We start from the raw sequence: 22,001 nt of genomic DNA on the forward strand, positions 1-22,001 counted from the left end.
GGCTGCGGCCGCGCGCAGTGTCATCTCGCCGCGCCTGCGGCAATCCCTTCCAGGCGACGCATGTCGAGGAGCTCGACGTCGCGCTGCTCAATGGCGATCAGGCCCTGTTCGCGGAACCGTCCCAGCAGGCGGCTGACGGTCTCGATAGTCAAACCGAGGTAGCGCGCGATATGGTCGCGTCCCATCCGGAGCCGGAAGCGGCGCGGCGAAAAGCCGCGCATCGCATAGCGCGACGACAGGTTCAGCAACAGACTGGCAAGGCGCTCGTCGGCGCGCAGGATGCCCAGGAAACGGATGGCGGACTGCTCGCGCTGGATCTCTTGACTGAGGATCCGGTGAAAGTGCTCCATGAACTGGGGAAATTCGACCAGCAAGCGCTGCAGGCGTGCGTAAGGGAGTTCGCACACTTCACCGTCCTCGAGCGCGATCGCGCTGCTGGCGTGGCTGCCGCTGCCGATCGCGTCCATCCCGAGCAGTTCGCCCGCCATGTGGAAGCCCGTAATATAGTGTTCGCCACGATGGTCGGCGCGGGTAGTCATGAAATGGCCGACGCGGACCGCGTACAGGTTGCCGAACGGCTGCCCGTCCCGGAACAAGGCGCTGTTGCGGGCGATCCGGCGCCGGCATCCCAGCGCCCCTTCCACGACAGCGAGCTGGCGCCCGCTCAGTCCCGGGGGCAGGCACAGGTTACGGTAAGCGCAGGTCGTGCATTTGCCGCTACCGCTACCGCTGCTGCTGCCATGGCCGCCGGCCTGGCCGATCCCGACCACACCCGTTCCCGTCATGCTGTCCATGCTGTTTCCGCCTTCTGTTGCAATCGATGCAAACAGTATCCGGGGCGGGGCGGAATACCGCCAGCGGCCATCCCGGCGGTATCGTGTCAGTCCGGCCCAAGGGCATGCTGTAGGGCTTCCCCTACTCGGGGCGAGTACTCAGATCAGGCCATTCTCCAGCGCATAGCGGGTCAGTTCCGCATTGCTGCCCATGCCCATCTTTTCGAGGATGCGGGCACGGTAGGTCGTGACGGTCTGCGGACTCAAGTGCAGGCGCTCGCTGATCTGCACCAGCGGATCGCCCCGGGCGATCAGCCGCAGCACCTCGAGCTCGCGGTTCGACAGGGATTCGTGACCGGCCGTTCCACCATCGCCGCTCACCAGGGCCGCCAGCTTGTCCATCAATGTCGGGCTGACGTAGCGGCGCCCGCTGGCGGCGCGCCGGACGGCGTCCACCAGCACGCCGGTCGGCACGTCCTTCGTCAGGTAGCCAGCGGCGCCGAGCTTGAGCGCGCGAACCGCGTAGATTTCCTCGGAATAGGTGCTGAGCATGAGCGCGGCCATGGCCGGGACCTGGCTGCGCAGGTGGCGCAGCAGGTCCAGCCCGTTCATGCCGGGCATGGTGATGTCCAGCAGGGCGACATCGAAGCGCTCGCTGCGCGCCAGCTCCAGCGCCTGCCTGGCATCGGCGGCTTCTCCCGCGACCTCGATGTCGTCGGCGGTGCCGAGCATGAGCCGTACCCCGTTGCGGGCGATCGTGTGATCGTCCGCCAGCAATACCCGGATCGGCTCATGCATGGCATACCTCGACCGGCAAGCGCAGCCTGACCATGGTCCCGCCGCCCGGCCGCGGAAGAATGGCGAGGTCGCCGCCGACACTGCGCGAGCGCTCCTGCATGCCGAGGATACCCCATGAGCCATTGGCGTCGGAGGAAGCGTGGACGCCACGCCCATCGTCTTCGACGGTGAGCACGAGTTCAGCGCCGTCGCGTCTCACCTGCAGCGCGACCCGGCTTGCCTGTGCATGGCGCTGGACATTGGTGAGCGCTTCCTGGACGATCCTGAACAGCACGGTACTGCGGTCCGGATCGAGTGCGATGGCGGCGACCGGATCGATCGCGCAGCTGCACTGCAATCCCGCACGTTTTCCGACCTGGTCGAGCTGCCATTCCAGGGCCGCCCAGATGCCGAGCTGGTCGAGCACGCTCGGGCGCAAATCCGTGATCACGCGACGCATCGTGTCGATCGCGTTCTGTGCCAGTTCGCCCGCCTCGCCGAGCAGCGGATCGGGCGCCTCGCGCGACTGGCGGCTGCGTTCGCCGAGCACGGACAGGTAGGCCTTGATACCGGTCAGCACACCGCCGAGCTCATCATGAAGCTCGCGGGCAATGCGCTGCCGTTCGTTCTCGCGGATACGCTCCTGGTAGGCGGCGAGGCGCCGCAGGGCATCCTGCGACTGGTTCAGGCTCTGCTCGGCCAGCTTGTTGACCGTGATGTCCACCAGTGTGCCCTGCACGAACAGCGGTCTGCCGCCTTCGTCGCGCACGAGGTCGGCCTGGTCGCGGAACCACAGCAGGGTCCCGTCGCGCGCGCGCAGGCGGTATTCATGCCGCAGCGGCAGGCCGTGGCGCCGCGTATCGTGCAGCAGCTGTACCACGCCGGCGCGCTCCTCGGGCAGCATGCAGGCCGCGTGCAGGCCGGGGTCGGCCAGCCATTCCTCGGCCGTATAGCCGAGTGCGCGGATCTGAGGACTGATGTAGTCCAGCGCATCGGGGCGCTCCGGCGCCACCACGTAGCTGATCGCCTGGATTTGCTCGACCAAGGTACGGAACTTGGCCTCGGCCCTGCGCTTCTCCTCCATCATGCGGCGTTCGCGCACCAAGCGCTCGACCGTCGCCGACAGCAGGTCGAGGTAGCGTCCTTCACCGTCCTTGACCAGGTAGTCGCCGGCGCCGCGGCGCATCGCTTCGGTTGCGATGGCGGCGCTGTCGGCCCCGGTCAGCATCAGCACCGGGAGATGGCGCAGCGTATCGTCCGGCTCCGCGCGGAGCCGCGCCAGGAAGTCCAGTCCGCTCAGGTCGGGCAGGTGGTGGTCGAGCAGGATGCATTGCGGCTGGGTGCTGCGCGCCAGCTGCAGGCCCGTTTCCCCGTCTTCGGCTTCGATCACCGCGAAGAATTCCGGCGTGCCTCCGGCCAGCCTGCGGCGGCAGGCCATGCGGTCGACCAGGTCGTCGTCGACCAACAGTATCAGGGTCGGATCCATGTCAGGGCATCTCGCTGATGGTCCAGTACAAGTCGATCGAGCGCATGACCTCGACGAAGCGGCGGTAGTCCACCGGCTTGGCCATGTAGCCCGCGACCCCGAGGTCGAAGCTGCGCACCTTGTCCTCCTGCTCATCCGAGGTGGTCAGCACCACCACCGGGATACGGCGAAGGCGGGCATCGCCTTTTATGCTCTGGAGGAACTCGATGCCATTCATGATCGGCATGTTCAGGTCGAGCAGGATGATGCAGGGGGGCTCGGCAGCGTCGCGCAGCCAGCCAATCGCCTGCTCGCCGTTCTCGCATACCGCGAGTGGATTGGTCACATGGATCTCTTGCAGTGCGCGGCGGGTGGTCAGGACGTCGACGTGGTCGTCCTCGACCAGCAGGATGGGTTTATTCGTCAGTTTCATGCGTGTTCGCTGCCTGCGGCAGCTTTGGATAAGTAAAGAAAAACGTACTGCCGTGGCCCGGCGTGGACTCGACCCATATGCGCCCCCCGGCTATCTCGACGATCTTCTTCACCAGCGCCAGCCCGACCCCGGTGCTTTCGACGCGGTCGCGCGGGGCCAGGGTCTGGAACAGTTGGAAGATCCGTTCGAAGTGCCGGGCCTCGATGCCGGGACCATTGTCGGCCACCGAAAAACGCCATGCCGCGCCCGCATCGGTGCACGCGACCGTGACCTGTCCCTCGGCCTTGTCCATGTACTTGATGGCGTTCGAGACAAGGTTGGCGAAGACCTGGCGGATCCGCGTCGGCTCCGCCAGCACGATCGGCAACCCGGCCTGCACCTCGACACGCACCGCTGGCGGCGGCCCGAGCAGGTCGACAGCCTCGGCCACCGCCTCGTTCAGGTCGACCACCTGCAGCGTGCTGGCGCGGCGGCCAACGCGCGAATAGGCCAGGATGCCGTCGATCAGCGCACCCATGCGATGCACGCGGCCGATCAGGAGGCGCATGTGTTCCCTGCCCTCGTCGTCGAAGCGGTCGCCGTAGTCGGTCGACAGCCAATCCGCCAGCGATCCGATGGCGCGCAGGGGCGCCTTCAGGTCATGCGACACGACATAGGCAAAATTTTCGAGTTCCTCGTTGGCGACGCGCAGACCGTCGAGCAGCCGGGCGTTTTCCAGCTCGGCAGCCTTGCGCGCACTGATGTCGCGCACCTGGCCGGTAAACATCCTGCGCTCGCCGATGCGCATCTCGGCAACCGCCAGCTCCATCGGAAAGCGGCGCCCGTCCTTGCGCAGTCCCTGCACTTCGCGGCCGCGGCCGAGGATGCGGCGCTCGCCCGTCGCCAGGTAGTGCCGCAGGTAGCCGTCGTGGCGTTCGCGATCCAGCGGCGGCATCAGGGTGGCGATGTTGCGCCCCGCCAGTTCGTGCTCGGCATAGCCGAAGATGCGCTCCGCGGCCCGGTTCAGCCGCTCGATACGGCCCGCTTCGTCGATCGTGATGATGCCGTCCACCGCCGTCTCGAACACGGCTCGCATGCGTTCCTCGCTGTCGCGCAGTTCCTGTTCGGCGCGCAGGCGCGGGCGCAGGTCGTACACGGTGGCCAGTGTCAGGCGCATGCCGTCCTCCGTCTGGAAGGGCGACAAGCTGATCTCGACCGGAATATTGGCCCCGGACATGGTGAACGCATCAAAACGTCCGGCGCCCATGGCGCGTGCGGCGCCGGTCGATGCGTGCCGCAATGCTGCGTGCCGACCGCGCGCGGCCGGCGGTACCAGCAGTTCCACGGGCTCCCCCAGGAGCTCTTCCACAGGCCAGCCGAGCAGCGCGCAGAGTGGTTCATTGGCGAGCACGATGACGCCGGATGCGTCGCTTACCAGCATGGGGTCGCGACTTGCGCGCAGCAACCAGCCGAGGCTGCCCTCGGAAACGGTATCGGTTTTCAAGATCGAGATAATGTCAATATGAGCAAGCAACATCATAATTGTTCCGTGACAATAACCGAAGCCACTGTTGCGGATATGCCAATCTTGCTTAAAGTTTCTATTTTTTTGATCTCGATCAAATGCGGATCTGACTTTGATTCGGTATAGCTCTAGAGTTATTTGCAGCCTCGGCCGCGACCGACACGGAGCCCGCAGGCCGACCTCTTACCCATCTTCGGTTCCTGAAAGGATCTAACATGTACAAGACAATCGTAGTGCATATCGATGGCGGACCTGACCAGGACAGCCGCCTGCGTGCCGCCGCACTGCTGGCCAACGACCATGGGGCCCACCTCGTCGGCAGCGCGGCCACCGGCATCAGCTGGCTCGACTATGCCCTGGTTGCCGGTTCCGCCGGGGTGCCGGTGCCGGAACCGGAATCCGATTTCCAGGGCTTGCGTGACGCCGCCCATGCGCGGCTTGAGGCGTTCCGCCAGGATGCGCTCCGCCTCGGCGTCTCATCGCTCGAAACGCGCATGGTGGACGACGACACGCGCTATGCGCTGCTGCTGCAGTCGCGCTATGCCGACCTGGTCGTGCTGAGCCAGGACCGTCCCGACGCCCCCGAGCGCGCTCTGCCGGCGCGCGTGCGCCACCTGCCGGAGTTCCTCGCACTGCGCGGGGCCAGGCCGGTGCTGGTGGTTCCGCCGCACTACGAAAAGGCAAGCATTCCCGGCGTCGCGGTCGTCGGCTGGGACGGCAGCATGCAGGCCATGCGCGCGATCGCCGCCGCGCTGCCGCTGCTGCAGCGCGCCGAGAACGTCAAGCTCGCCCTGATCAATCCGGACCAGCTCTCCGACCTGCACGGCGAGGAGCCGGGCGCCGACATGGCGCTCTACCTGGCGCGGCACGGCGTACGGGTCGAGGTGGTGTGCGAACGCACCAGGTCGACCGACGGCGCTGCCCTGGTGGCGCTGGCACGCGACAGCGGCGCGGGATTGATGGTCACGGGTGCATACGGCCACAGCCGCTACCGCGAGTGGGTGCTGGGCGGCGTCACGCGGGAACTGCTCGAGCGCGCCCCCGTCCCCCTGCTGCTGGCGCACTGAGCCATGGGACAGGCCGAACATGGCGTCCCGGCCAGCGAACTGCGGCGGGAGGGCAGCACCTGGCAGGGCGGCCGCCACGCTGCCTCGCCCGAGTGGTACACCGGGCATGCGACGGCGGACTTGGTCCTGAATGCCTGGCTCGGCCGGCTGACCGCGCACGTCTCGCCGGCCGCGCTGGCGCTGGCCTGGCAGGACTGGGCCAGTCACCTAGCGCTCTCGCCCGACAAGCAGGCCGAACTGGCGCTGCAAGCTGGTTCGAACGTCGCCCGCTGGCTGCAGTACGTGGCCGCTGCCGCGGCCGGCCAGAGCGCGGGAGCCGTGGAGCCGCTGGCACAGGACAAGCGCTTCGCCGATCCGGCCTGGCAGGCGTGGCCATGGAACGTGGTCAGCCAGGGCTTCCTGCTCACCCAGCAGTGGTGGCACCACGCCACCTGCGGCGTCCCGGGCGTCGCGCCCCACCACACCGATGTCGTCACCTTCGTGGCACGCCAGATGCTGGACGCGGTGGCGCCCTCGAACTTCATCGCCACCAACCCGGTGGTGCAGAAGACCACGGTTTCCAGCGGCGGGCAAAACCTGGTGCATGGCATGCTGCGTGCCGTGAAGGATGCACGCAACGCGCTGTCAGGGACACGGCCAGCGCTGGCCTATCTGCCGGGCCGGGACGTCGCACTGACGCCAGGCAAGGTGGTGCTGAGCAACCGGCTGATCGAACTACTGCGCTACGATCCCGTCACCCCGACAGTGCACGCGAAGCCGTTGCTGTTCGTGCCGGCCTGGATCATGAAATACTACATCCTCGACCTGTCACCACAGAATTCACTGGTGCGCTACCTGGTCGAGCGTGGGCATACCGTCTACATGATCTCCTGGAAGAATCCCGATGCCGGCGACCGCGACCTGTCGCTGGAAGACTACCGGCGCCTGGGCGTCATGGCCGCGCTTGACGCTATCGTTGCACAAACCGGGGCAGGACAGGTGAATGCCTGCGGCTATTGTCTGGGCGGGACCCTGCTGGCGATTGCCGCGGCCGCCATGGCGCGTGATAAGGACAGGCGCCTGGCCAGCATGACCCTGCTTGCGGCCCAGGTCGATTTCACCGAGCCGGGAGAGCTTTCCCTGTTCATCGACGACAGCGAGGTCAGGTTCCTGGAAGCCGCCATGTGGCAGCAGGGCTACCTCGACACCCGCCAGATGGCCGGGGCCTTCCAGCTGCTACGCTCGAATGACCTGATCTGGTCGCGCCGCCTGCGCCAGTACCTGCTCGACCTTCCGGAGAAAGACAATGACCTGGCTTCATGGAATGCGGACGCCACCCGCATGCCCTACCGCATGCACTCGGAGTACCTGCGCAAGCTCTTCCTCAAGAACAGCCTGTCCAGCATGCGCTACCACGTCGACGGCCGCCCCGTGTCCCTGACCGACATCCACCTGCCGGTGTTTGCGGTGGGCACGCGCACCGACCACGTGGCTCCCTGGCGCTCGGTGTACAAGATCATCGCGCTTGCCGATACGGAAGTCACTTTCCTGCTGACCTCCGGCGGCCACAATGCCGGGGTGGTCTCGCCGCCGGGAACCCCGCGCCGCAGCTACCAGATCGCCACGCATGCGCATGACGCGCCCTATGTGGACCCCGACAGCTGGGAGCGCGGCGCCGAGGCGCACGAAGGCAGCTGGTGGCCCGCATGGGAAGCATGGCTGGCGGCGCACGCCGGACCGCAGGTCGAACCGCCGCCGCCCATCATCGGGCTGGCGCCGGCGCCCGGCAGCTACGTGTTGGTCCCATGAACGCCGAACAGATCCGGGCACTCGCCGGACTATCCGATGCCGAAGCCGCAAGCCGGCTGGCGGACGATGGTCCCAATGCCCTGCCCGACAACCGCCGGCGCGGCTGGGCCGCGATCGCCCCGAGGCGGCGCGCGAGCCGGCGTTCCTGCGGCTGGCCGGCGCTGCCCTGCTCATGCTGACCGGCATCGGACCGGCGCGCCGCCGCTGACGCTTTACCGGTCAGCGGGCCTGCGCGCCGAGCCGGCGCATGCGGCTGCGCCAGCGCTCGACGGCAGCAGCGTCGAGCGTGCCGACGCCGCCCACGATGGTGCTGCGCACCGGCCCAATACCGGCAAAGCCGAGGATGTTGCGACGCATGAGCCTGACGCTGTGCGCACCGTAGAACCAGCGGTAGAACGGTGCCGGCATGCCCATGGTGACGACCAGGCGCGCGCTGCGTCCCGCGAGCAGGCCGGCGCGCAGCGGATTGCGCGGCGTTGGGTCGAGGGCAAAGCCGGGCCGCGCGACCTGTTCCAGGAAACCCTTGAGCACGGCCGGCATGTCCCCCAGCCAGAGCGGATAGAAGAACACGAGGTGCTGCGCGCGCGTGATCGCCTCCTGGACCGCGGGCACGCCGGCAGGCGGTGCGCCGTGTTGCCACTCTTCCTGGCTGGCCAGTAGCGGCAGCCCCAGACGCGCGGGCTCGACGAACTCGACGGCATGGCCGGCGGCGCGGGCGCCTTCCGCATAGGCTTCGGCGAGCGCGTGACAGAGATGCGCACGCGTGCAGTCGGGATGGCCCTGGACGACCAGAATGCGGTTGCCCATCAGCACAGCTCCCCGCCCAGCTCGAGCGTCATCTCGACGGTGCCATCCGCGCCGGTGTCGAGGCGGAAGCCACAGGCCCGCGCCAGTCCGTGCATGCGCACGTTCTCGGCCAGCGCGACGCCACGCACCCGTGCCAGGCCGCGCTGCCGGCAATACGCGAGGAGGCGCTGCATCAGGATGTGGCCGAGTCCGCGTCCTTTCAGGTCGGAGCGCACCACCACCGCAAACTCGCCCACCGTATTGTCGGGATCGATGATCACGCGTGCCACACCGAGTGTCTCGGCGCTGGCGCTACTGCCGCGGGTGGCGATGAAGGCCATCTCGCGCGCATAATCGATCTGCGTGAAACGGGCCAGCTGGGCCGGCGGCAGCTCGCGCATCATGCCGAACATGCGGAAGTGCACGTCCTCGGGGCTGAGCGCGTGGAAGAATGCCTGGTGTGCCGGCGCGTCCTCGGGGCGGATCGGCCGCAGCGTCAGGGGCCCGAGCACGCTGTCGACCTGCTGCTCCAGCCAGTCCGGGTAAGGCAGGATTGCCATCCTTGCCAGCGGGTCGGCCCCGGGGGCCACCGGCACCAGGCGCATGCGGGCGTCGAGCGCGACCGCGCCGCCAGCGTCCAGCAGCAAGGGGTTAATGTCGAGCTCTGCCAGTTCCGGCAGGTCGACCACCATCTGTCCGACCCGCACCAGCACGTCGTACAAGGCGTCGAGGTCGGCGCGCGGGCGGTCCCGAAAACCCTCCAGCAGCCGCGCCACGCGGGTGCGCCCGACCAGGTCGGCGGCGAGAATGCGGTTCAACGGAGGCAGGGCGATCGACTGGTCGGCAGTGACTTCGACCGCCACGCCGCCCTGGCCGAACAGCACCACGGGGCCGAAAACCGGGTCGGTGGCGACGCCGACGATCAACTCGTGCGCCTGGGGCCGGCGCGCCATTGCCTGTACGGTGAAGCCGGCCAGGCGTGCGCCGGGCCGCAGGCGGCCTACCCGCGCTTCCATGGCGGCAAGCGCCTCCACGAGCGCCGCCTCGTCCGCCAGGTCGAGCACGACGCCGCCCACGTCGCTCTTGTGGACGACATCGGGCGACTGGATCTTCAGTGCCACCGGATAGCCCACAACACGCGCCGCGGCGATCGCTTCCGCCGCGTTCCGGGCCGTCTCTGTCCGCACCACGCCGATACCATAGGCGTCCAGGACCGCCTTGGCGTCGGCTTCGCCGACCGCCGTCACCCCGCGCGCCAGCAGCGCATCCACGTGCCCCCGTGCAGCGGCGCAGTCGGGCGCGCCCATCGCGCAGGCTGGCGGCACCTGGGTCAGCAGCCGCTGGTTGCGGCCATGGTCGACCAACTGCTGGAAGCCGCGCACCGCTTCTTCCGGGGTGTCGAACACCGGCATGCCGGCATCGAGGCAGAGCGCGCGCGCCTGGGCGACGCTGTCGCCGCCCAGCCAGCAGCACAGTACCGGCAAGCGGGCGGCGCGCATCAGCGGCAGCAGCGCGCGTGCGATTTCGGCGCTGGAAACGATCGCGGTCGGGGCGTGGATGAACAGGACCGCATCGGTGCCGGGATCGTCCAGCAGCGCCTGCAGCGCGAAGCGGTAGCGTTCCACGGGAGCGTCGCCGATGATATCGACCGGGTTGCCGTGCGACCAGGTAGGCGGCAGGCCCTGCGACAAGGCGTCGATGGTGGCCGGGTCCAGCTGCGCGAGCGTGCCGCCGCCGCCGACCAGCGCGTCGGTGGCCATCACCCCCGGTCCGCCACCATTGGTGAGGATCGCCAGCCGCCCACCGGCCGGACGGCGTGGCTGCGCCAGGATGGCGACGGCGTCGAACAGCTCCGCTGTCGTGTACACGCGCAGCATGCCGGCGCGCCGCAGCGCGGCGTCGTAGACCCGGTCGGCCCCGGCCAGCGCCCCCGTGTGGCTGTAGGCCGCATGCGCGGCTTCGGCGACGCGCCCGGCCTTGACGATCACGGTGGGCTTGGCACGCGCCGCACTGCGCGCGGCGGACATGAATTTGCGCGCCTGGCGCACACTCTCCGCATACAGCAGGATGGCATCGGTGCCGGTGTCGCCGGCCAGGTAGTCGAGCAGGTCGCCGAAATCGACGTCGCTGCCATCGCCCAGGGACACGAAGCACGAGAAGCCGATACGGCGCGTGCGCGCCCAGTCGAGCACAGCCGTCACCAGCGCCCCGGACTGGGCAACGAAGGCGAGCCTCCCGGGCAGCGCCGCAACCGGGGCGAAGCTGGCATTGAGTCCGATGCCGGGCACCAGCAGCCCGACGCAGTTCGGACCGAGGATGCGCAGCAGGAAGGGACGCGCCGCATCGAGCATGGCCTGGCGCAGGCTGCGTCCGCCCGGTCCGGGGCCGTCCAACCCGGCGCTGAGCACGACTGCCGCCCGGCAGCCGACTCTCCCGAGCGCCGCCACGATACCAGGGACGGTCGCGGCCGGCGTGCAGATCACGGCCAGTTCCGGACAGCCCGGCAGTTCGTCCACGTCGCGGTAGACCGGCATGCCGGCGAGTTCGCGGTACCTGGGGTTGACCGGCCAGACTGCACCGTGAAAACCGGCGTTCAGGAGATTCGACAGCACCGTTGCACCGATGCTTCCGGCACGCGCCGACGCACCGATCACGGCCACGGAACGCGCCGAAAAAAACCGTTCAAGATTCCGCACACTCATGCACATGCCCCCTCAGTTTGTCATATCGCCAAGCGTACTGGAGCAAGCATAAAATAAGTTGACCGAGATCAAAATCGACTTACAAAAACCTGCTAATGCCGAGTTCGTAGTGGACTTGCGACGGCACCGGCACTACGCTCGGCAGCTTCACCTTCATCGACAGGAGCCGCGCATGTGCTACAAGACCATCCTCGTTCATGCAGATACCGCCAGGGGAGCCGCCGACCGCCTGCGCCTCGCGTCCCGCCTGGCGCGCGCGTCCGATGCCCACCTGGTGGGCAGCGCGCTGACCGGCATCTCTCGCTTCATCCCGCCGCGAATCATCGCCGAAGGCGGACCGGCCCTTGCCGAGTGCTGCGCCGCGATGCGGCGCGACGCTGCGGCGGGGCTGGAGCTGTTCGGCCGCATCGTGCGCGAGGAAGGCGTCGCTTCGTTCGAGGAGCGACTGATCGACGACGACGTCGATGGCGGCATGGCGCAGCAGGCGCGCTATTGCGACCTGGTCGTGGTGGGGCAAAGCGACCGCGACGCCCCTGCCCGCGGCACGCTCGGCGACCTGCCCGAGTACCTGCTGCTCCACGGCGGGCGCCCCATGCTGGTGGTCCCCGCTGCCGGTAGCGCGCCCGACCTGCGCGGCAAGGCGCTGGTTGCCTGGGACGGCAGCGTGGAGGCGACGCGCGCCGCCGCCGCGGCGCTGCCGCTGCTGCGCATGGCCGTCGGCGTGACCGTGATGACATGCGACGGCGCCGCCGCGCCGCTCGATCAGGCCGGGGATCCCTCCGGAAGGCTGCTTGGCTATCTCCGGCGTCACGGCATCAGCGCAGGTGCACACCGGTGTTCCGGCGGACAGCACGTCGGAGAAGCCCTGCTGGCAGAGGCGGCGGAGTCGGGTGCCGGCCTGCTCGTGATGGGTGGTTACGGCCAATCGCGCTTCCGCGAGCTGCTGCTCGGAGGCGCAACGGCAACGGTCCTGCAGTCCATGACAATACCAGTGCTCCTGGCCCATTAAGCCCGTGAGGTTTTTGATTTGCATCAAGCAAACTTTATCGGGAGGCGTGGAAACTGATAGTCATCAATATGTATCAAAGGATGACGATGAAATCCCGCCTCCCCATCGCCCCCGACGCGCAGGCGCTGTGCGCTGTCCTGCGCCATGCACGCCACTCCCTCTGCCAGCGCGTCGCGCAGGCGTCCGACGCGCCGGACAAGCCCTTTGCGAATGGCTTCCCGGCCCTGGTTGCCGCAGTCGAGGCGGGATTCCGGCGCGAGGAGCTGACCATGGAGGCGCTGGGCATTCCCGGCCTGCGTGAACGGCGGCAGAACAATGCGCTCATCCTGAGCGCGCTGCACCGCGTGATGCCGGCGGTCGAAGGCGGCAACCTCGGGCTGGGGCGCGAGGTGGTCGGCGCCCTGCGCGACCTGCTCGAGCTGCACAGGATGTCCGCCGAGGTGGTACTGGCCGTGTCGGCCCTGCAGAAGCGGTTCAGCGCCCGTCCTGCCTGCCGTGTACGGGGACTGGCAGCCCGGCGCGGCATCGCCGCCTGATCCTCATCCTTTCCTCGCCTGGAGCACTCATGGTCTATCGAACGATCCTGGTCCACGTCGACCTGTCCCGCCACGCCCCTGCACGCTATCGCATGGCGGCGGCAATCGCCGCAGCGCACGGCGCCCACCTGCTTGGGGTAGCCATGACCGGCATCTCGCGCGCGGTCTTCCCCAAGGGCTTCGATGCACCGCCCGGCAGCCTGTCTGCAAGCCACTTTGCTCCGCTGGTCGAACAGGCACGGCGTGCACTCGATGAGTACCGGTCAGCCATGCGCGATACCGCAGCAAACTACGACACCCGCCTCGTCCACGACATGGCCGACGACGGCCTGGCGCGCATGGCCCGCTTCGCGGACCTGGTTGTCGCCAGCCAGGACGATCCGGACGAGGCCTTGACCGACGGGGCACTCGACCTCCCCGAATACCTGATCCTGAACAGCAGCCGGCCAGTCCTGGTGGTGCCGCGCACGGACCCCGCCCCGGATCCGGCCCCGAGCGTCCTGCTTGCCTGGGACGGCAGCAAGGAGGCCGCCTTTGCTACCAGTGCCGCCCTTCCCCTGCTCCGGCATGCGCGCGCGGTCACCGTGGCCAGGCTGTGCGGCGACGGCGAAGCGGAACGGGACTACACGCGGGAACAGGAAGAACTGTGCGCCTACCTCCGCCGCCACGGCGTCGAAGCAAAGTTCCTGACCTTACCTCTTGGCCAGGATTCCGGCGCTGACCTGCTGGCGCTGGCGCGCAGCCGCGGCTGCGGACTGCTGGTAATGGGCTGCTACGGACATACCCGGTGGCGCGAACTGTGCCTCGGCGGCGCCAGCCGCACGGTACTGGCCGACGCCACCATTCCGGTATTGCTGGCTCACTGACGCTCGGCCGCCATGCCCAGGCACGAGGGAGTCGCGGCGGCGCCAAGCGCGCAAGCCGAGGCGGAGCCGGTAACGCGGCATCCGCCGGTATCCAAGCGCGGCGCCATTCGCATCCCGGACGATCGTCTGCCAGTGCTCGGCCCCGCCTTCAGCGTCAGCGTGCTACTCCTGGGAATCTGGGACTATGTCGCCAACGCCGGCCAGAGCGAGGCCAGCATCCTGCTGCGCCTTGCCCTGGTGCTGCTCGGCATGCCAGGCTATGCCTGGCGGAGCCTCCCCGTGCCTTCGCTGGCCCGCTGGACACTGGTCTACACCACGCATTCCGTGGCGCTGGTCGTCAATGCGACATCGCTGGCGCACGGGCTCACCGAGGCCATGCCGGTGCTGGTCATATCAGTACTTGTCGCAGGCTTGATCGAAACCCGACCGCGCCGCTGCATGGCCATCCTGCTGCCATCTGCGCTGTTCCACGTGGTGGTGGGCGCCCTGGTGCTGGCGCAGCCGGTGTGGCTCGCCGCGATGGCCACCAGCGCCATCGCCGTCGCGATGGCGATGCTGATCGCGGCGGCGAACGGCGCCGCTTGCGACGCGGCCTTGCGCCACGAGCAGCAACTGCTGCACGCCTGTCGATTCGACAGCCTGAGCGGAGCGATGTCGCGCGCCTATGTCACGGAGCTCGGCCAACGCGACACGTCGCTGGCCCGGCGCCACCAGCGCCCCCTGGCTGTCGCCATGCTCGATATCGACCACTTCAAACGGGTCAACGACACCCATGGCCATGCGGCCGGCGACACCGTGATCCGCGCGTTGGTCGACACCTGCGGGAACAGCCTGCGCCAGGACGACTACGTCGGCCGGGTCGGCGGCGAGGAATTCGTCTGCGTTTTCCCCGAGACCGGCGCGGCCGAGGCGCTTGAATGCGCCGAGCGGATCCGCGCGAATTTCGAACGCACCCGCGTGGGGAGTGCGGCCGAACCGATCCACGCCACGGTGAGCATCGGCGTCGCCGTCCTGTGCGGCCACGACAGCTGGGAGGCGCTGCTGTGCGAGGCGGACAAGGCGCTTTACCATGCCAAGCACGCCGGACGCAACCGTACCGTCATGGCGAGTCACGCCTCCTGCGCGCACTGCGCCTGACAGGCGCGGCCGTAGTGGCATGGCGAGCGCCGTCACTCAGGCCAGGTATTGGCCACCGTTGACATCGAAGGTGGCTCCGGTGATGAAGCCCGCGTCCTCGCGCGCCAGGAAGACGACCATGCGGCCAATATCGGCCGGTGTTCCCAGGCGCCCGACCGGGATGCCGGCCACGATCGCCTGCAGCACGTCGGGGCGCACTACCGACACCATCGCGGTATCACAGTAGCCGGGCGCCACCGCATTGACCGTGATATTGCGCGCAGCGTTTTCCAGCGCCAAGGCCTTGGTAAACCCCAGGATGCCGGCCTTCGCCGCTGCATAATTGGTTTGCCCTACCTGCCCTTTGCGCCCATTGATCGAACTGATGTTGATGATCCGGCCGAAGCGTCGTTCGCGCATTCCCTCGATCACCTGGCGCGTCACGTTGAACATCGACCCAAGGTTGGTACGCATTACCCGCCACCACTGTTCCTCGTCCATCTTGTGGAACATCGCATCGGCCGTGATGCCCGCATTGTTCACCAGGATATCGACGGGGCCAAGCCGCTCGGCGACCTGGGCGGCTCCCTCCCGACAGGCCGCGGCGTCGGCGACATCCCAGCGGAATACCGCGATACCGGTCTGTTCCGCCACCTGGCGCGCCGCCACCTCGTCGCGGTGGTAGGTCGCCGCCACCCGGCAGCCTTCTTCGCGCAGGGCCAGCGAGATGGCCAGTCCCAGGCCGCGGGTGCCGCCGGTGACCAGAGCAATTCTCTCCATGTTGGTTCCTTTCAAGAGTTGGAATAAAGTTTCACCCCTGGCGCATGGCCTTGCCGAAGCGGGCCAGCGCGAGTGCGTACAGGCTGGCGCCGATTGCCGCCAGGGCCAGCAAGGGCCGCCAGACAACGTCCGCTCCCGCTCCACGGAACAGGATGGCCTGGCTCAGCTCCACGAAATGCGTGGTGGGCGCCAGCAGCATCAGCTCGCGCAGCACCCAGGGAATGCTTTCGCGGGGCGTCGTCGCACCGGACAGCATTTGCAGCGGCAGCAAGACCAGGATCACGAGCAGGCCAAACTGCGGCATGCTGCGCGCCAGGGTGGCCAACAGGATGCCCAGCGACGCGGCGGCGAACAGGTGCAAGGAGGCGCCGGCCAAGAACAGCGGCACCGATCCCTGGATGCCGACGCCCAGCAACGCCCGCAGGATGCCCAGCAGCGCAACCAGCGCCGCCAGCAAGACAACGCTCCCCATCGACCACAGTTTGGCGAGCATGATCTCGGCCGCGCTGACCGGCATCACCAGCAGGTGCTCGACGGTACCGTGCTCGCGCTCGCGGATCAGCGCCGCGCCGGTCAGGATCACGCCCAGCATCGTGATGTTGTTCACCAGTTCCATCAGGCCGCCGAACCAGGACGGCGCGAGCGCCGGGTTGAAGCGGGCGCGCACGGTCAGGTCGATCGGAGGGGCCTGCATCATGCGCACACCCTGCAGGTAGGTGGCGACCTCCCCCAGCACGATCTGCTGGACGTAGCCGCTGCCGGTGAAGGCCTGGCTCATGCGCGTGGCGTCCACATTCAGCTGCAGCGCCGCCGGGCGCCCGGCCAGCACGCGGCGCTGGAACCCGGCCGGGATCACCAGCACGAAGGTGGCGGTGCCGCGGTCGAGGCGGGCGTCGGCCTGGTCCAGTGTGATGAGTTCGGGCGCCAGGAACTGCGGCGGCGAAAAGGCGCTGCCCAGGCGCAGCGACAGGGGTGAACCGTCCTCGTCGACGATGGCGAGAGCGGCGCGCGTCAGGGTGTCGGGTTGTGCGGTTGCAGCGACATACACCGCACCCGTAAAGGTATACACGATCAGCACCAGCATCACCGGGTCGCGCAGCAGGCTCCACCACTCCTTGATGCCGAGGCGCCAGACCTTGCGCAGCGAGACCGTGCCCATGCTCATCGCTCCTGCTTGGGCAGCGCCAGGATCGCCAACCCGAGGATGACCGGCACGGCGGCTAGCAGGGCCAGGAAGTCGCCGGACAAGTCCTCCAGGCCGAGCGCCTTGCCGAATACCCCGCGGCTGATGGTCAGCATGTGCGAAGCGGGATAAGCCTCGCCGATCGCGCGCGCTGCGCCGTCGAGCGCGATCACGGGGTTGATCAGTCCGGCGTACTGGATCGCCGGGATCATGGTGCCGATCATGGTGAAGAATATCGCCGCAATCTGGCTACGGGTGAAGGTCGAGGCCAGCAGGCCGATGCCGGTAGCGCTGAAGGCGTAGGCCAGCGCAGCCGCGGCCAACGCGGGAAAGCTGCCTTTGAGCGGCACGCCGAACACTGTCACGGCCATCAGGGTCATCAAGAGGAAGTTGGCCATCGCCAGCGCCACGTAAGGCGCCTGCTTCCCCAGCAGGAATTCGCTGCGTCGCACCGGCGTCACATACAGGTTGACGATCGACCCCATCTCTTTTTCGCGCACGACCGCGAGCGCCGCCTGCATCGCGGGCAGCATGAGCAGCAGCAGCGCCATGATGCCCGGCACCATCGCGGGCAGGCTGCGCACGTCCGGGTTGTAGCGGAAACGTGTTTCGACCTGTACTGCTGCGGCGCCCGGGGGCGCGCCATTCTGCAGCGCGCGTGCCTGGAGCCATTGCTGGTGCATTCCCTGCAGGTAGCCCTGGACGGTCTCGGCGCGCATCGGCATGGCGCCGTCGATCCATGCCCCGATCTGCGCCGGGCGGCCGTGCTCCACCGCGCGCGCGAAGCCGGGGGGAATCTCCAGGGCCAGCGCCAGCTCTCCCGACCGCAGGCGCCGGTCCATCTCGGCGTCGTCCAGCAGCGCCGGCCGCTCCACGAACCAGTGCGAGCCGGACAGGTTGAGGGCGTAGTCGCGGCTGAGCGAGGTCTGGTCGCGATCCAGCACCGCATAGCGCAGGTCTTCGACGTCCATGCTGATGCCGTAACCGATCACAACCATCAGCAACAGCGAACCGAACAGCGCCAGCGTGGCGCGCACCGGGTCGCGCCGCAGTTCCAGCGTCTCGCGCCAGCAATAGCTGCCGGCGCGTCGCAGCCATCCGCCTGCGCGGCCGCCCTGCGCCGGCCCGGCCGCCGGGGGCAACGCGGCCGGAAGGACGTTTCCCTCGGCCTCGCGCAGCCAGCCGATGAAGGCATCTTCCAGGCTGTCCGCCCCGCGCTCGCGGCGCAAGTCGTCTGGAGGGCCGCTGGCCAGCACCCGGCCGGCATGCATCAGCGCCACGCGGTCGCAACGCTGCGCTTCGTTCATGAAGTGGGTGGAGATGAAGATCGTGACGCCGTCCTCGCGCGACAGGCGCAGCATCTCTTCCCAGAAACCGTCGCGCGCGACCGGATCGACACCGGAGGTGGGTTCGTCGAGGATCAGCAGCTCCGGCGCATGCACCATGGCGACCGCCAGCGACAGGCGCTGGCGCATGCCCAGCGGCAGGCGGCGGGGCAACGCATCGAGCACGCTATCCAGGCCGAAGCGGCGCGCGACCTCGCCGCAGCGGGCCTCGGCGCGCGCCTCGGGCAGGTCGTACAGGCGTGCGTGCAGCAGCAGGTTCTGGCGCACGCTCAGCTCCTGGTACAGCGAGAAGCCCTGCGACATGTAGCCGACGCGCAGCCGCGCCGCACGCTCGCGCCCGCCTGCGGGCCGGCCGAACAGCAGGGCCGAGCCGCTGCTGGGCTCGAGCAGGCCCGCCAGCATCTTCATGGTGGTGGTCTTGCCGCAGCCGTTCGAACCGATGAAGCCGAAAATCTCGCCGCGCGCGATGCGAAAGCTCACGTCCTGCACGGCGACGAAGTCGCCGAAGCGGCGCACCAGGGCACGCGCCTCGACCGCCGGCTCGCCCTCGCTGGCTGGCGGTGGTCGCACGGCGCCGAGCGGCCGGTAACCAAGGCGCCGCTGCGCCGGCAGCAGTGCGACGAAGGCCTGTTCGAGGCTCGCACTGGCTGTTCGCGCCAGCAGTCCCCGGGGCGTGTCCGCCGCCAGTACCCGCCCGCCATCCAGCGCGACCAGCCAGTCGAAGCGCTGCGCTTCGTCCATGTAAGCGGTGGCAACCAGCACGCTCAAGCCTGGTCGCTGGGAGCGGATGGCGGCGATCAGGTCCCAGAACTGGGCGCGCGCGAGCGGATCCACCCCGGTCGTGGGCTCGTCCAGGATCAGCAGGTCGGGATCATGGATCAGGGCGCAGCACAGGCCAAGTTTCTGTTTCATGCCGCCCGACAGCTGTCCGGCGGGACGGTCCAGAAAGGCATGCAGGCCAGTACTGTGGGTGAGGAGGTCGATGCGAGTGCGCCGCTGCGCCGCCTCCTGGCCGAACAGGCGGGCAAAGAACTGCAGGTTCTCCTCGACCGACAGGGTCGGGTACAAGTTGCGCCCCAGTCCCTGGGGCATGTAGGCGATGCGCGGGCAAGCCTGGCGCCGGAAGGCGCTGCTTCCCAGGTCGCCGCCCAGCACCCGTATGCTGCCCTGCTGGATCCGGCGTGCCCCGGCCAGTACCCCGAGCAGGCTCGACTTGCCGACGCCATCCGGCCCGATCAGCCCCACCATACGGCCGGCAGGCAGGTCCAGGTCGATGCCGTCGAGGGCGACCGCGCCGCGGTAACGCAGCGCCAGTCCCGCGACCTGCGCCACCGGGGGCGCCGGCAGGGCCGGACTCAAGGCAGGCTCCGCAGCGCCAGCTCGGCGGGCCAGGCCGCTTTGTGGTCGAGCCGTACCCAGGCAACCCCGGGCACGCCGGCCTTGACCTGGGCGGTGTAGTGCTCGAGCACCCGCCGGTCAACCTGTGCCTTGACCCGGAACATCAGTTTCTGCCGTTCGCTGGCCGTTTCGACGGACTTCGGCGTGAACTGCGCCACGCTCGCCACATAGGTCACCGTGGCCGGCAGCACGAATCCCGGCGCCGCATCCAGCTGCAGCCTGACCTCGCTGCCGAGGGCGACCCGGCCGGCTGCGGTCTCGGGAATGAAAAAGCTCATGTACACATCGGTGAGGTCGACCAGGTTCAGTACCTTGCCGCCACCGCCCAGCACTTCACCCGGCTGGGCCACGCGATACTGGATGCGCCCGGCCCGCGGCGCGACCAGCACGCCGTCGCGCAGCTCGGCATCGATACGTGCCGTGGTTGCCGCCGCAGCCATCACCGCCGAGCGCGCCCCGACGACCTGGGTACGCGCCGCTTCGACGGCGGCATGGGCGGCATCCTGCTGCGCACGGGCCGCGGCCAGCGCGGCCTCGGCCGAGCGCATGCGCGCTTCGCTGTCGTCCAGCTCCTGCACCGGGACGGCGCCAGCCGCAGCCAGCGTCGTGGCGCGCTTCAGGCGCCGGCCGGCCGCGTCTAGTTCGGCCAGGCGCTGCGTGACCGCGGCGCCGGCGGCGGCTTCGTCACTGCGCCGCATGGCAAGCTGGGCCGTGGCCCCGGCCACCGCATCACGCGCCTGCTGTTCGCGGGCGACGGCCTCGTCGCGCTGGGCCTGCAGCGCCTGCAGGTCCATCCGTGCCAGGACCTGCCCGGCCTGGACCAGATCGCCCTCCTCGACGAGTACCTGGTCGAGCCGGCCGGCGGCCTTGGTCGCGATGTCGATCTCGACTGCTTCGATGCGGCCATTGCCGCTGACAAAGCCCGGTCCCGGTCCCTGAGGCCGGGACAGGCGCCAGGCCTGCGCTGCGCCGATCACGGCGGCGACCAGGACTAGCCCCACGCCGAGGCGCCACAGACGTGTTCTGTTCATGAATCTCCTTCTGCATGACGGTGATGGTGGGGGGCGCCGGAAATGCCGCTACACGGTGCTGTCGGCGGGAGACGGCCGTGCCAGCCCCTGGGCGCCAGCGTCGGCCGTGGGACGCAGCACCATGACCGGCACCGCAGCGGACGCCATCACGGCCTGTGTCACGCTCCCGGCCAGCAGCAGGCTCAGTCCACGTCGCCCGTGCGAACCCATGAGGATCAGGTCACAGCCCTGCTCACGGGCAGTGTCGACGATGGTGACGGCGGGATCGAACGAGAGCGTCGCGACCGGATTGCACTTCACGCCGGCTTCCCTGGCCCTCGTGGCGATCGCCGCGGCCAGGGTCCGGGCATGCTCCAGCAATACTTCTCCCTGCCGGCCCGGATCGACCACCATGGCCCCCTCGATCGACTGGAAGGCGGGTTCGGGCACGGCAACCGAGAGCGCCACCATCTCGGCGCCGACGGCGCGGGCAAGTTCGATGGCCGCCGGGACCACGTGTTCAGCAACCGCCGAGCCGTCGGTTGGCACCAGGATACGCTTGTACATGATGTGCTGTCCTATGTTCGTATCGCCCGCCTAGCGGTGCACCATGACGGGAATCGTGCTGTGGACGAGAACCTTCTGGGTCTCGCTGCCCAGAAGCAGCCCGGCCAGTCCCTTGCGGCCATGCGAAGCCATGACGATCAGGTCGCAGCCCTGCTCGCGCGCGGTGGCGATGATGGCTTCGTAAGGACTGTCCGATGTGGCCTGCACTGTCGTACAGGCCACACCGGCGTCGCGTGCGACGGCGGCGGCCTCGTCCAGCAGGCGCCGGGCCCGGGCACGCGTGGCTGCTTCGTACTGCTGCCGGGCCTGCTCGATCATGTCCGTGCTGGCGGCAAAGGTATGGAACTCCGGGATGGCAGTCATCGCGACCACCTTTGCGCCGACGATCCTGGCGAAATCGACGCCGGCATGGATCGCACGCCGCGACGCTTCCGAGCCGTCGGTCGGGAGCAGGATGCGCTGGTACATATCAACCTCCTTGAAATGGCGGGCAGTCCGCTACCGCTCTGGTACCGAGCCGTCTCGTCCAACAAGACCGATCGGCTGGGGAGGAATCCTCGCGGAACGTGGTGTCTTCATCTGAGAGCTGCCCCTTTAGTGAGACTGATGCCAGTGTGTAGTGCTTAGTCAACAATTTGTATGACCCAGATCAAAAACACCCCATCTAGCGGGCTGGACACTAGCGCTCATGCTCAGCGGGTATTTGTCGAACTGGGCGAACCCATGGGCCGAACGATGCGGACAAGCTCTTCGTCAAGAGTCTTGCCCAATATGTCCTGGCGAATTCCTTGATCCCGGTCCGGCTCCTGAGGATGCGCGCGATGCCGCTTGGCCGGAGCTTGGCGAGACAATGTCTGCCTCGATGCTCGCCATGTGACTGGCGCGGCGCCACGAA

The 22,001-nt window shown here is 68.4% G+C and carries 20 protein-coding genes; 7 read left to right on the forward strand and 13 right to left on the reverse strand.

Annotated elements, in window-relative coordinates; all coding sequences use genetic code 11:
* Nucleotides 1-20: 20 nt before the first annotated feature.
* The 5 genes from QWL29_RS20465 to QWL29_RS20485 form a co-directional block, all read right to left on the reverse strand.
* Nucleotides 21-794: a helix-turn-helix domain-containing protein gene (locus QWL29_RS20465; protein ID WP_305824722.1), complete on the reverse strand. Its 774-nt coding sequence runs from the start codon at nucleotides 792-794 to the stop codon at nucleotides 21-23.
* 138 nt (nucleotides 795-932) lie between these two features.
* Nucleotides 933-1,571, reverse strand: a complete 639-nt coding sequence (locus QWL29_RS20470) for a response regulator (protein ID WP_305824723.1) — start codon at nucleotides 1,569-1,571, stop codon at nucleotides 933-935.
* A complete protein-coding gene (locus tag QWL29_RS20475) occupies nucleotides 1,564-3,036 on the reverse strand; it encodes a response regulator (protein WP_305824724.1) in 1,473 nt (490 codons plus the stop codon). Before QWL29_RS20475 ends, QWL29_RS20470 begins: the two co-directional genes overlap by 8 nt.
* Nucleotide 3,037: 1 nt before the next feature.
* Nucleotides 3,038-3,448, reverse strand: a complete 411-nt coding sequence (locus QWL29_RS20480; protein ID WP_305824725.1) for a response regulator — start codon at nucleotides 3,446-3,448, stop codon at nucleotides 3,038-3,040.
* The gene (locus QWL29_RS20485; protein ID WP_305824726.1) at nucleotides 3,432-4,967 is read right to left on the reverse strand and encodes a sensor histidine kinase; all 1,536 of its coding nucleotides are present in this window, start codon (nucleotides 4,965-4,967) and stop codon (nucleotides 3,432-3,434) included. The genes QWL29_RS20480 and QWL29_RS20485 overlap by 17 nt, the downstream gene beginning before the upstream one ends.
* A gap of 200 nt (nucleotides 4,968-5,167) precedes the next feature.
* Here QWL29_RS20485 and QWL29_RS20490 point away from each other — a divergent pair, with 200 nt between their 5' ends.
* From QWL29_RS20490 to QWL29_RS26820, 3 genes are read left to right on the forward strand one after another with little or no spacing between them, the layout of a single operon-like run.
* Nucleotides 5,168-6,019: a universal stress protein gene (locus tag QWL29_RS20490; protein ID WP_305824727.1), complete on the forward strand. Its 852-nt coding sequence runs from the start codon at nucleotides 5,168-5,170 to the stop codon at nucleotides 6,017-6,019.
* A gap of 3 nt (nucleotides 6,020-6,022) precedes the next feature.
* Nucleotides 6,023-7,807 carry a PHA/PHB synthase family protein gene (locus QWL29_RS20495; RefSeq protein ID WP_305824728.1) on the forward strand — a complete coding sequence of 595 codons (1,785 nt, stop codon included), beginning with the start codon at nucleotides 6,023-6,025 and terminating at the stop codon, nucleotides 7,805-7,807.
* Nucleotides 7,804-7,986, forward strand: a complete 183-nt coding sequence (locus QWL29_RS26820) for a cation-transporting P-type ATPase (protein WP_370663722.1) — start codon at nucleotides 7,804-7,806, stop codon at nucleotides 7,984-7,986. Before QWL29_RS20495 ends, QWL29_RS26820 begins: the two co-directional genes overlap by 4 nt.
* 40 nt (nucleotides 7,987-8,026) lie before the next feature.
* On the opposite strand, the gene QWL29_RS20500 is transcribed toward QWL29_RS26820, so the two are convergent.
* Together QWL29_RS20500 and QWL29_RS20505 are read right to left on the reverse strand one after the other, a co-directional pair.
* Entirely contained in the window at nucleotides 8,027-8,614 is a 588-nt protein-coding gene (locus tag QWL29_RS20500) for an NAD(P)H-dependent oxidoreductase (protein WP_305824729.1), read from the reverse strand.
* Nucleotides 8,614-11,301 (reverse strand): bifunctional acetate--CoA ligase family protein/GNAT family N-acetyltransferase, encoded by a 2,688-nt coding sequence (locus tag QWL29_RS20505; protein ID WP_308635864.1) that lies wholly within the window; start codon nucleotides 11,299-11,301, stop codon nucleotides 8,614-8,616. The genes QWL29_RS20500 and QWL29_RS20505 overlap by 1 nt, the downstream gene beginning before the upstream one ends.
* A 166-nt stretch (nucleotides 11,302-11,467) precedes the next feature.
* Between QWL29_RS20505 and QWL29_RS20510 the strand changes: the two genes are divergently transcribed.
* From QWL29_RS20510 to QWL29_RS20525, 4 genes are all read left to right on the forward strand, one after another.
* Nucleotides 11,468-12,304, forward strand: a complete 837-nt coding sequence (locus QWL29_RS20510; RefSeq protein ID WP_305824731.1) for a universal stress protein — start codon at nucleotides 11,468-11,470, stop codon at nucleotides 12,302-12,304.
* A gap of 86 nt (nucleotides 12,305-12,390) precedes the next feature.
* Nucleotides 12,391-12,840, forward strand: a complete 450-nt coding sequence (locus QWL29_RS20515; RefSeq protein ID WP_305824732.1) for a hemerythrin domain-containing protein — start codon at nucleotides 12,391-12,393, stop codon at nucleotides 12,838-12,840.
* A 29-nt stretch (nucleotides 12,841-12,869) separates the two neighbouring features.
* Entirely contained in the window at nucleotides 12,870-13,706 is an 837-nt protein-coding gene (locus tag QWL29_RS20520; protein WP_305824733.1) for a universal stress protein, read from the forward strand.
* Nucleotides 13,707-13,865: 159 nt separating this feature from the next.
* A complete protein-coding gene (locus QWL29_RS20525; protein ID WP_305824734.1) occupies nucleotides 13,866-14,843 on the forward strand; it encodes a GGDEF domain-containing protein in 978 nt (325 codons plus the stop codon).
* Between the two features lie 36 nt (nucleotides 14,844-14,879).
* Here the strand turns inward: QWL29_RS20525 and phbB are convergent, their stop codons facing one another.
* From phbB to QWL29_RS20555, 6 genes are read right to left on the reverse strand one after another with little or no spacing between them, the layout of a single operon-like run.
* Nucleotides 14,880-15,602, reverse strand: coding sequence for an acetoacetyl-CoA reductase (gene phbB, locus QWL29_RS20530; RefSeq protein ID WP_305824735.1), 723 nt, complete (start codon nucleotides 15,600-15,602; stop codon nucleotides 14,880-14,882).
* Nucleotides 15,603-15,633: 31 nt separating this feature from the next.
* Complete coding sequence (locus QWL29_RS20535; protein ID WP_305824759.1) at nucleotides 15,634-16,761, reverse strand: ABC transporter permease; 1,128 nt, start codon at nucleotides 16,759-16,761, stop codon at nucleotides 15,634-15,636.
* 2 nt (nucleotides 16,762-16,763) lie between these two features.
* Nucleotides 16,764-19,490 carry a ribosome-associated ATPase/putative transporter RbbA gene (rbbA, locus tag QWL29_RS20540; RefSeq protein WP_370663723.1) on the reverse strand — a complete coding sequence of 909 codons (2,727 nt, stop codon included), beginning with the start codon at nucleotides 19,488-19,490 and terminating at the stop codon, nucleotides 16,764-16,766.
* A complete protein-coding gene (locus QWL29_RS20545) occupies nucleotides 19,487-20,560 on the reverse strand; it encodes an HlyD family secretion protein (RefSeq protein WP_305824736.1) in 1,074 nt (357 codons plus the stop codon). Before QWL29_RS20545 ends, rbbA begins: the two co-directional genes overlap by 4 nt.
* Nucleotides 20,561-20,608: 48 nt before the next feature.
* Nucleotides 20,609-21,106: a universal stress protein gene (locus QWL29_RS20550; RefSeq protein WP_305824737.1), complete on the reverse strand. Its 498-nt coding sequence runs from the start codon at nucleotides 21,104-21,106 to the stop codon at nucleotides 20,609-20,611.
* A 30-nt stretch (nucleotides 21,107-21,136) separates the two neighbouring features.
* A complete protein-coding gene (locus tag QWL29_RS20555; RefSeq protein WP_305824738.1) occupies nucleotides 21,137-21,574 on the reverse strand; it encodes a universal stress protein in 438 nt (145 codons plus the stop codon).
* Nucleotides 21,575-22,001 lie beyond the last annotated feature (427 nt).

It is taken from the genome of Massilia brevitalea (assembly GCF_030711405.1).
Taxonomy (GTDB): domain Bacteria; phylum Pseudomonadota; class Gammaproteobacteria; order Burkholderiales; family Burkholderiaceae_D; genus Telluria; species Telluria brevitalea.

What these genes read in the sequence shown, in the direction of transcription:
- QWL29_RS20465 (WP_305824722.1), bottom strand. Translation starts at nt 794, where the DNA reads ATGGACAGCATGACGGGAACGGGTGTGGTCGGGATCGGCCAGGCCGGC.
- QWL29_RS20470 (WP_305824723.1), bottom strand. Translation starts at nt 1,571, where the DNA reads ATGCATGAGCCGATCCGGGTATTGCTGGCGGACGATCACACGATCGCC.
- QWL29_RS20475 (WP_305824724.1), bottom strand. Translation starts at nt 3,036, where the DNA reads ATGGATCCGACCCTGATACTGTTGGTCGACGACGACCTGGTCGACCGC.
- QWL29_RS20480 (WP_305824725.1), bottom strand. Translation starts at nt 3,448, where the DNA reads ATGAAACTGACGAATAAACCCATCCTGCTGGTCGAGGACGACCACGTC.
- QWL29_RS20485 (WP_305824726.1), bottom strand. Translation starts at nt 4,967, where the DNA reads ATGATGTTGCTTGCTCATATTGACATTATCTCGATCTTGAAAACCGAT.
- QWL29_RS20490 (WP_305824727.1), top strand. Translation starts at nt 5,168, where the DNA reads ATGTACAAGACAATCGTAGTGCATATCGATGGCGGACCTGACCAGGAC.
- QWL29_RS20495 (WP_305824728.1), top strand. Translation starts at nt 6,023, where the DNA reads ATGGGACAGGCCGAACATGGCGTCCCGGCCAGCGAACTGCGGCGGGAG.
- QWL29_RS26820 (WP_370663722.1), top strand. Translation starts at nt 7,804, where the DNA reads ATGAACGCCGAACAGATCCGGGCACTCGCCGGACTATCCGATGCCGAA.
- QWL29_RS20500 (WP_305824729.1), bottom strand. Translation starts at nt 8,614, where the DNA reads ATGGGCAACCGCATTCTGGTCGTCCAGGGCCATCCCGACTGCACGCGT.
- QWL29_RS20505 (WP_308635864.1), bottom strand. Translation starts at nt 11,301, where the DNA reads ATGTGCATGAGTGTGCGGAATCTTGAACGGTTTTTTTCGGCGCGTTCC.
- QWL29_RS20510 (WP_305824731.1), top strand. Translation starts at nt 11,468, where the DNA reads ATGTGCTACAAGACCATCCTCGTTCATGCAGATACCGCCAGGGGAGCC.
- QWL29_RS20515 (WP_305824732.1), top strand. Translation starts at nt 12,391, where the DNA reads ATGAAATCCCGCCTCCCCATCGCCCCCGACGCGCAGGCGCTGTGCGCT.
- QWL29_RS20520 (WP_305824733.1), top strand. Translation starts at nt 12,870, where the DNA reads ATGGTCTATCGAACGATCCTGGTCCACGTCGACCTGTCCCGCCACGCC.
- phbB (WP_305824735.1), bottom strand. Translation starts at nt 15,602, where the DNA reads ATGGAGAGAATTGCTCTGGTCACCGGCGGCACCCGCGGCCTGGGACTG.
- QWL29_RS20535 (WP_305824759.1), bottom strand. Translation starts at nt 16,761, where the DNA reads ATGGGCACGGTCTCGCTGCGCAAGGTCTGGCGCCTCGGCATCAAGGAG.
- QWL29_RS20545 (WP_305824736.1), bottom strand. Translation starts at nt 20,560, where the DNA reads ATGAACAGAACACGTCTGTGGCGCCTCGGCGTGGGGCTAGTCCTGGTC.
- QWL29_RS20550 (WP_305824737.1), bottom strand. Translation starts at nt 21,106, where the DNA reads ATGTACAAGCGTATCCTGGTGCCAACCGACGGCTCGGCGGTTGCTGAA.
- QWL29_RS20555 (WP_305824738.1), bottom strand. Translation starts at nt 21,574, where the DNA reads ATGTACCAGCGCATCCTGCTCCCGACCGACGGCTCGGAAGCGTCGCGG.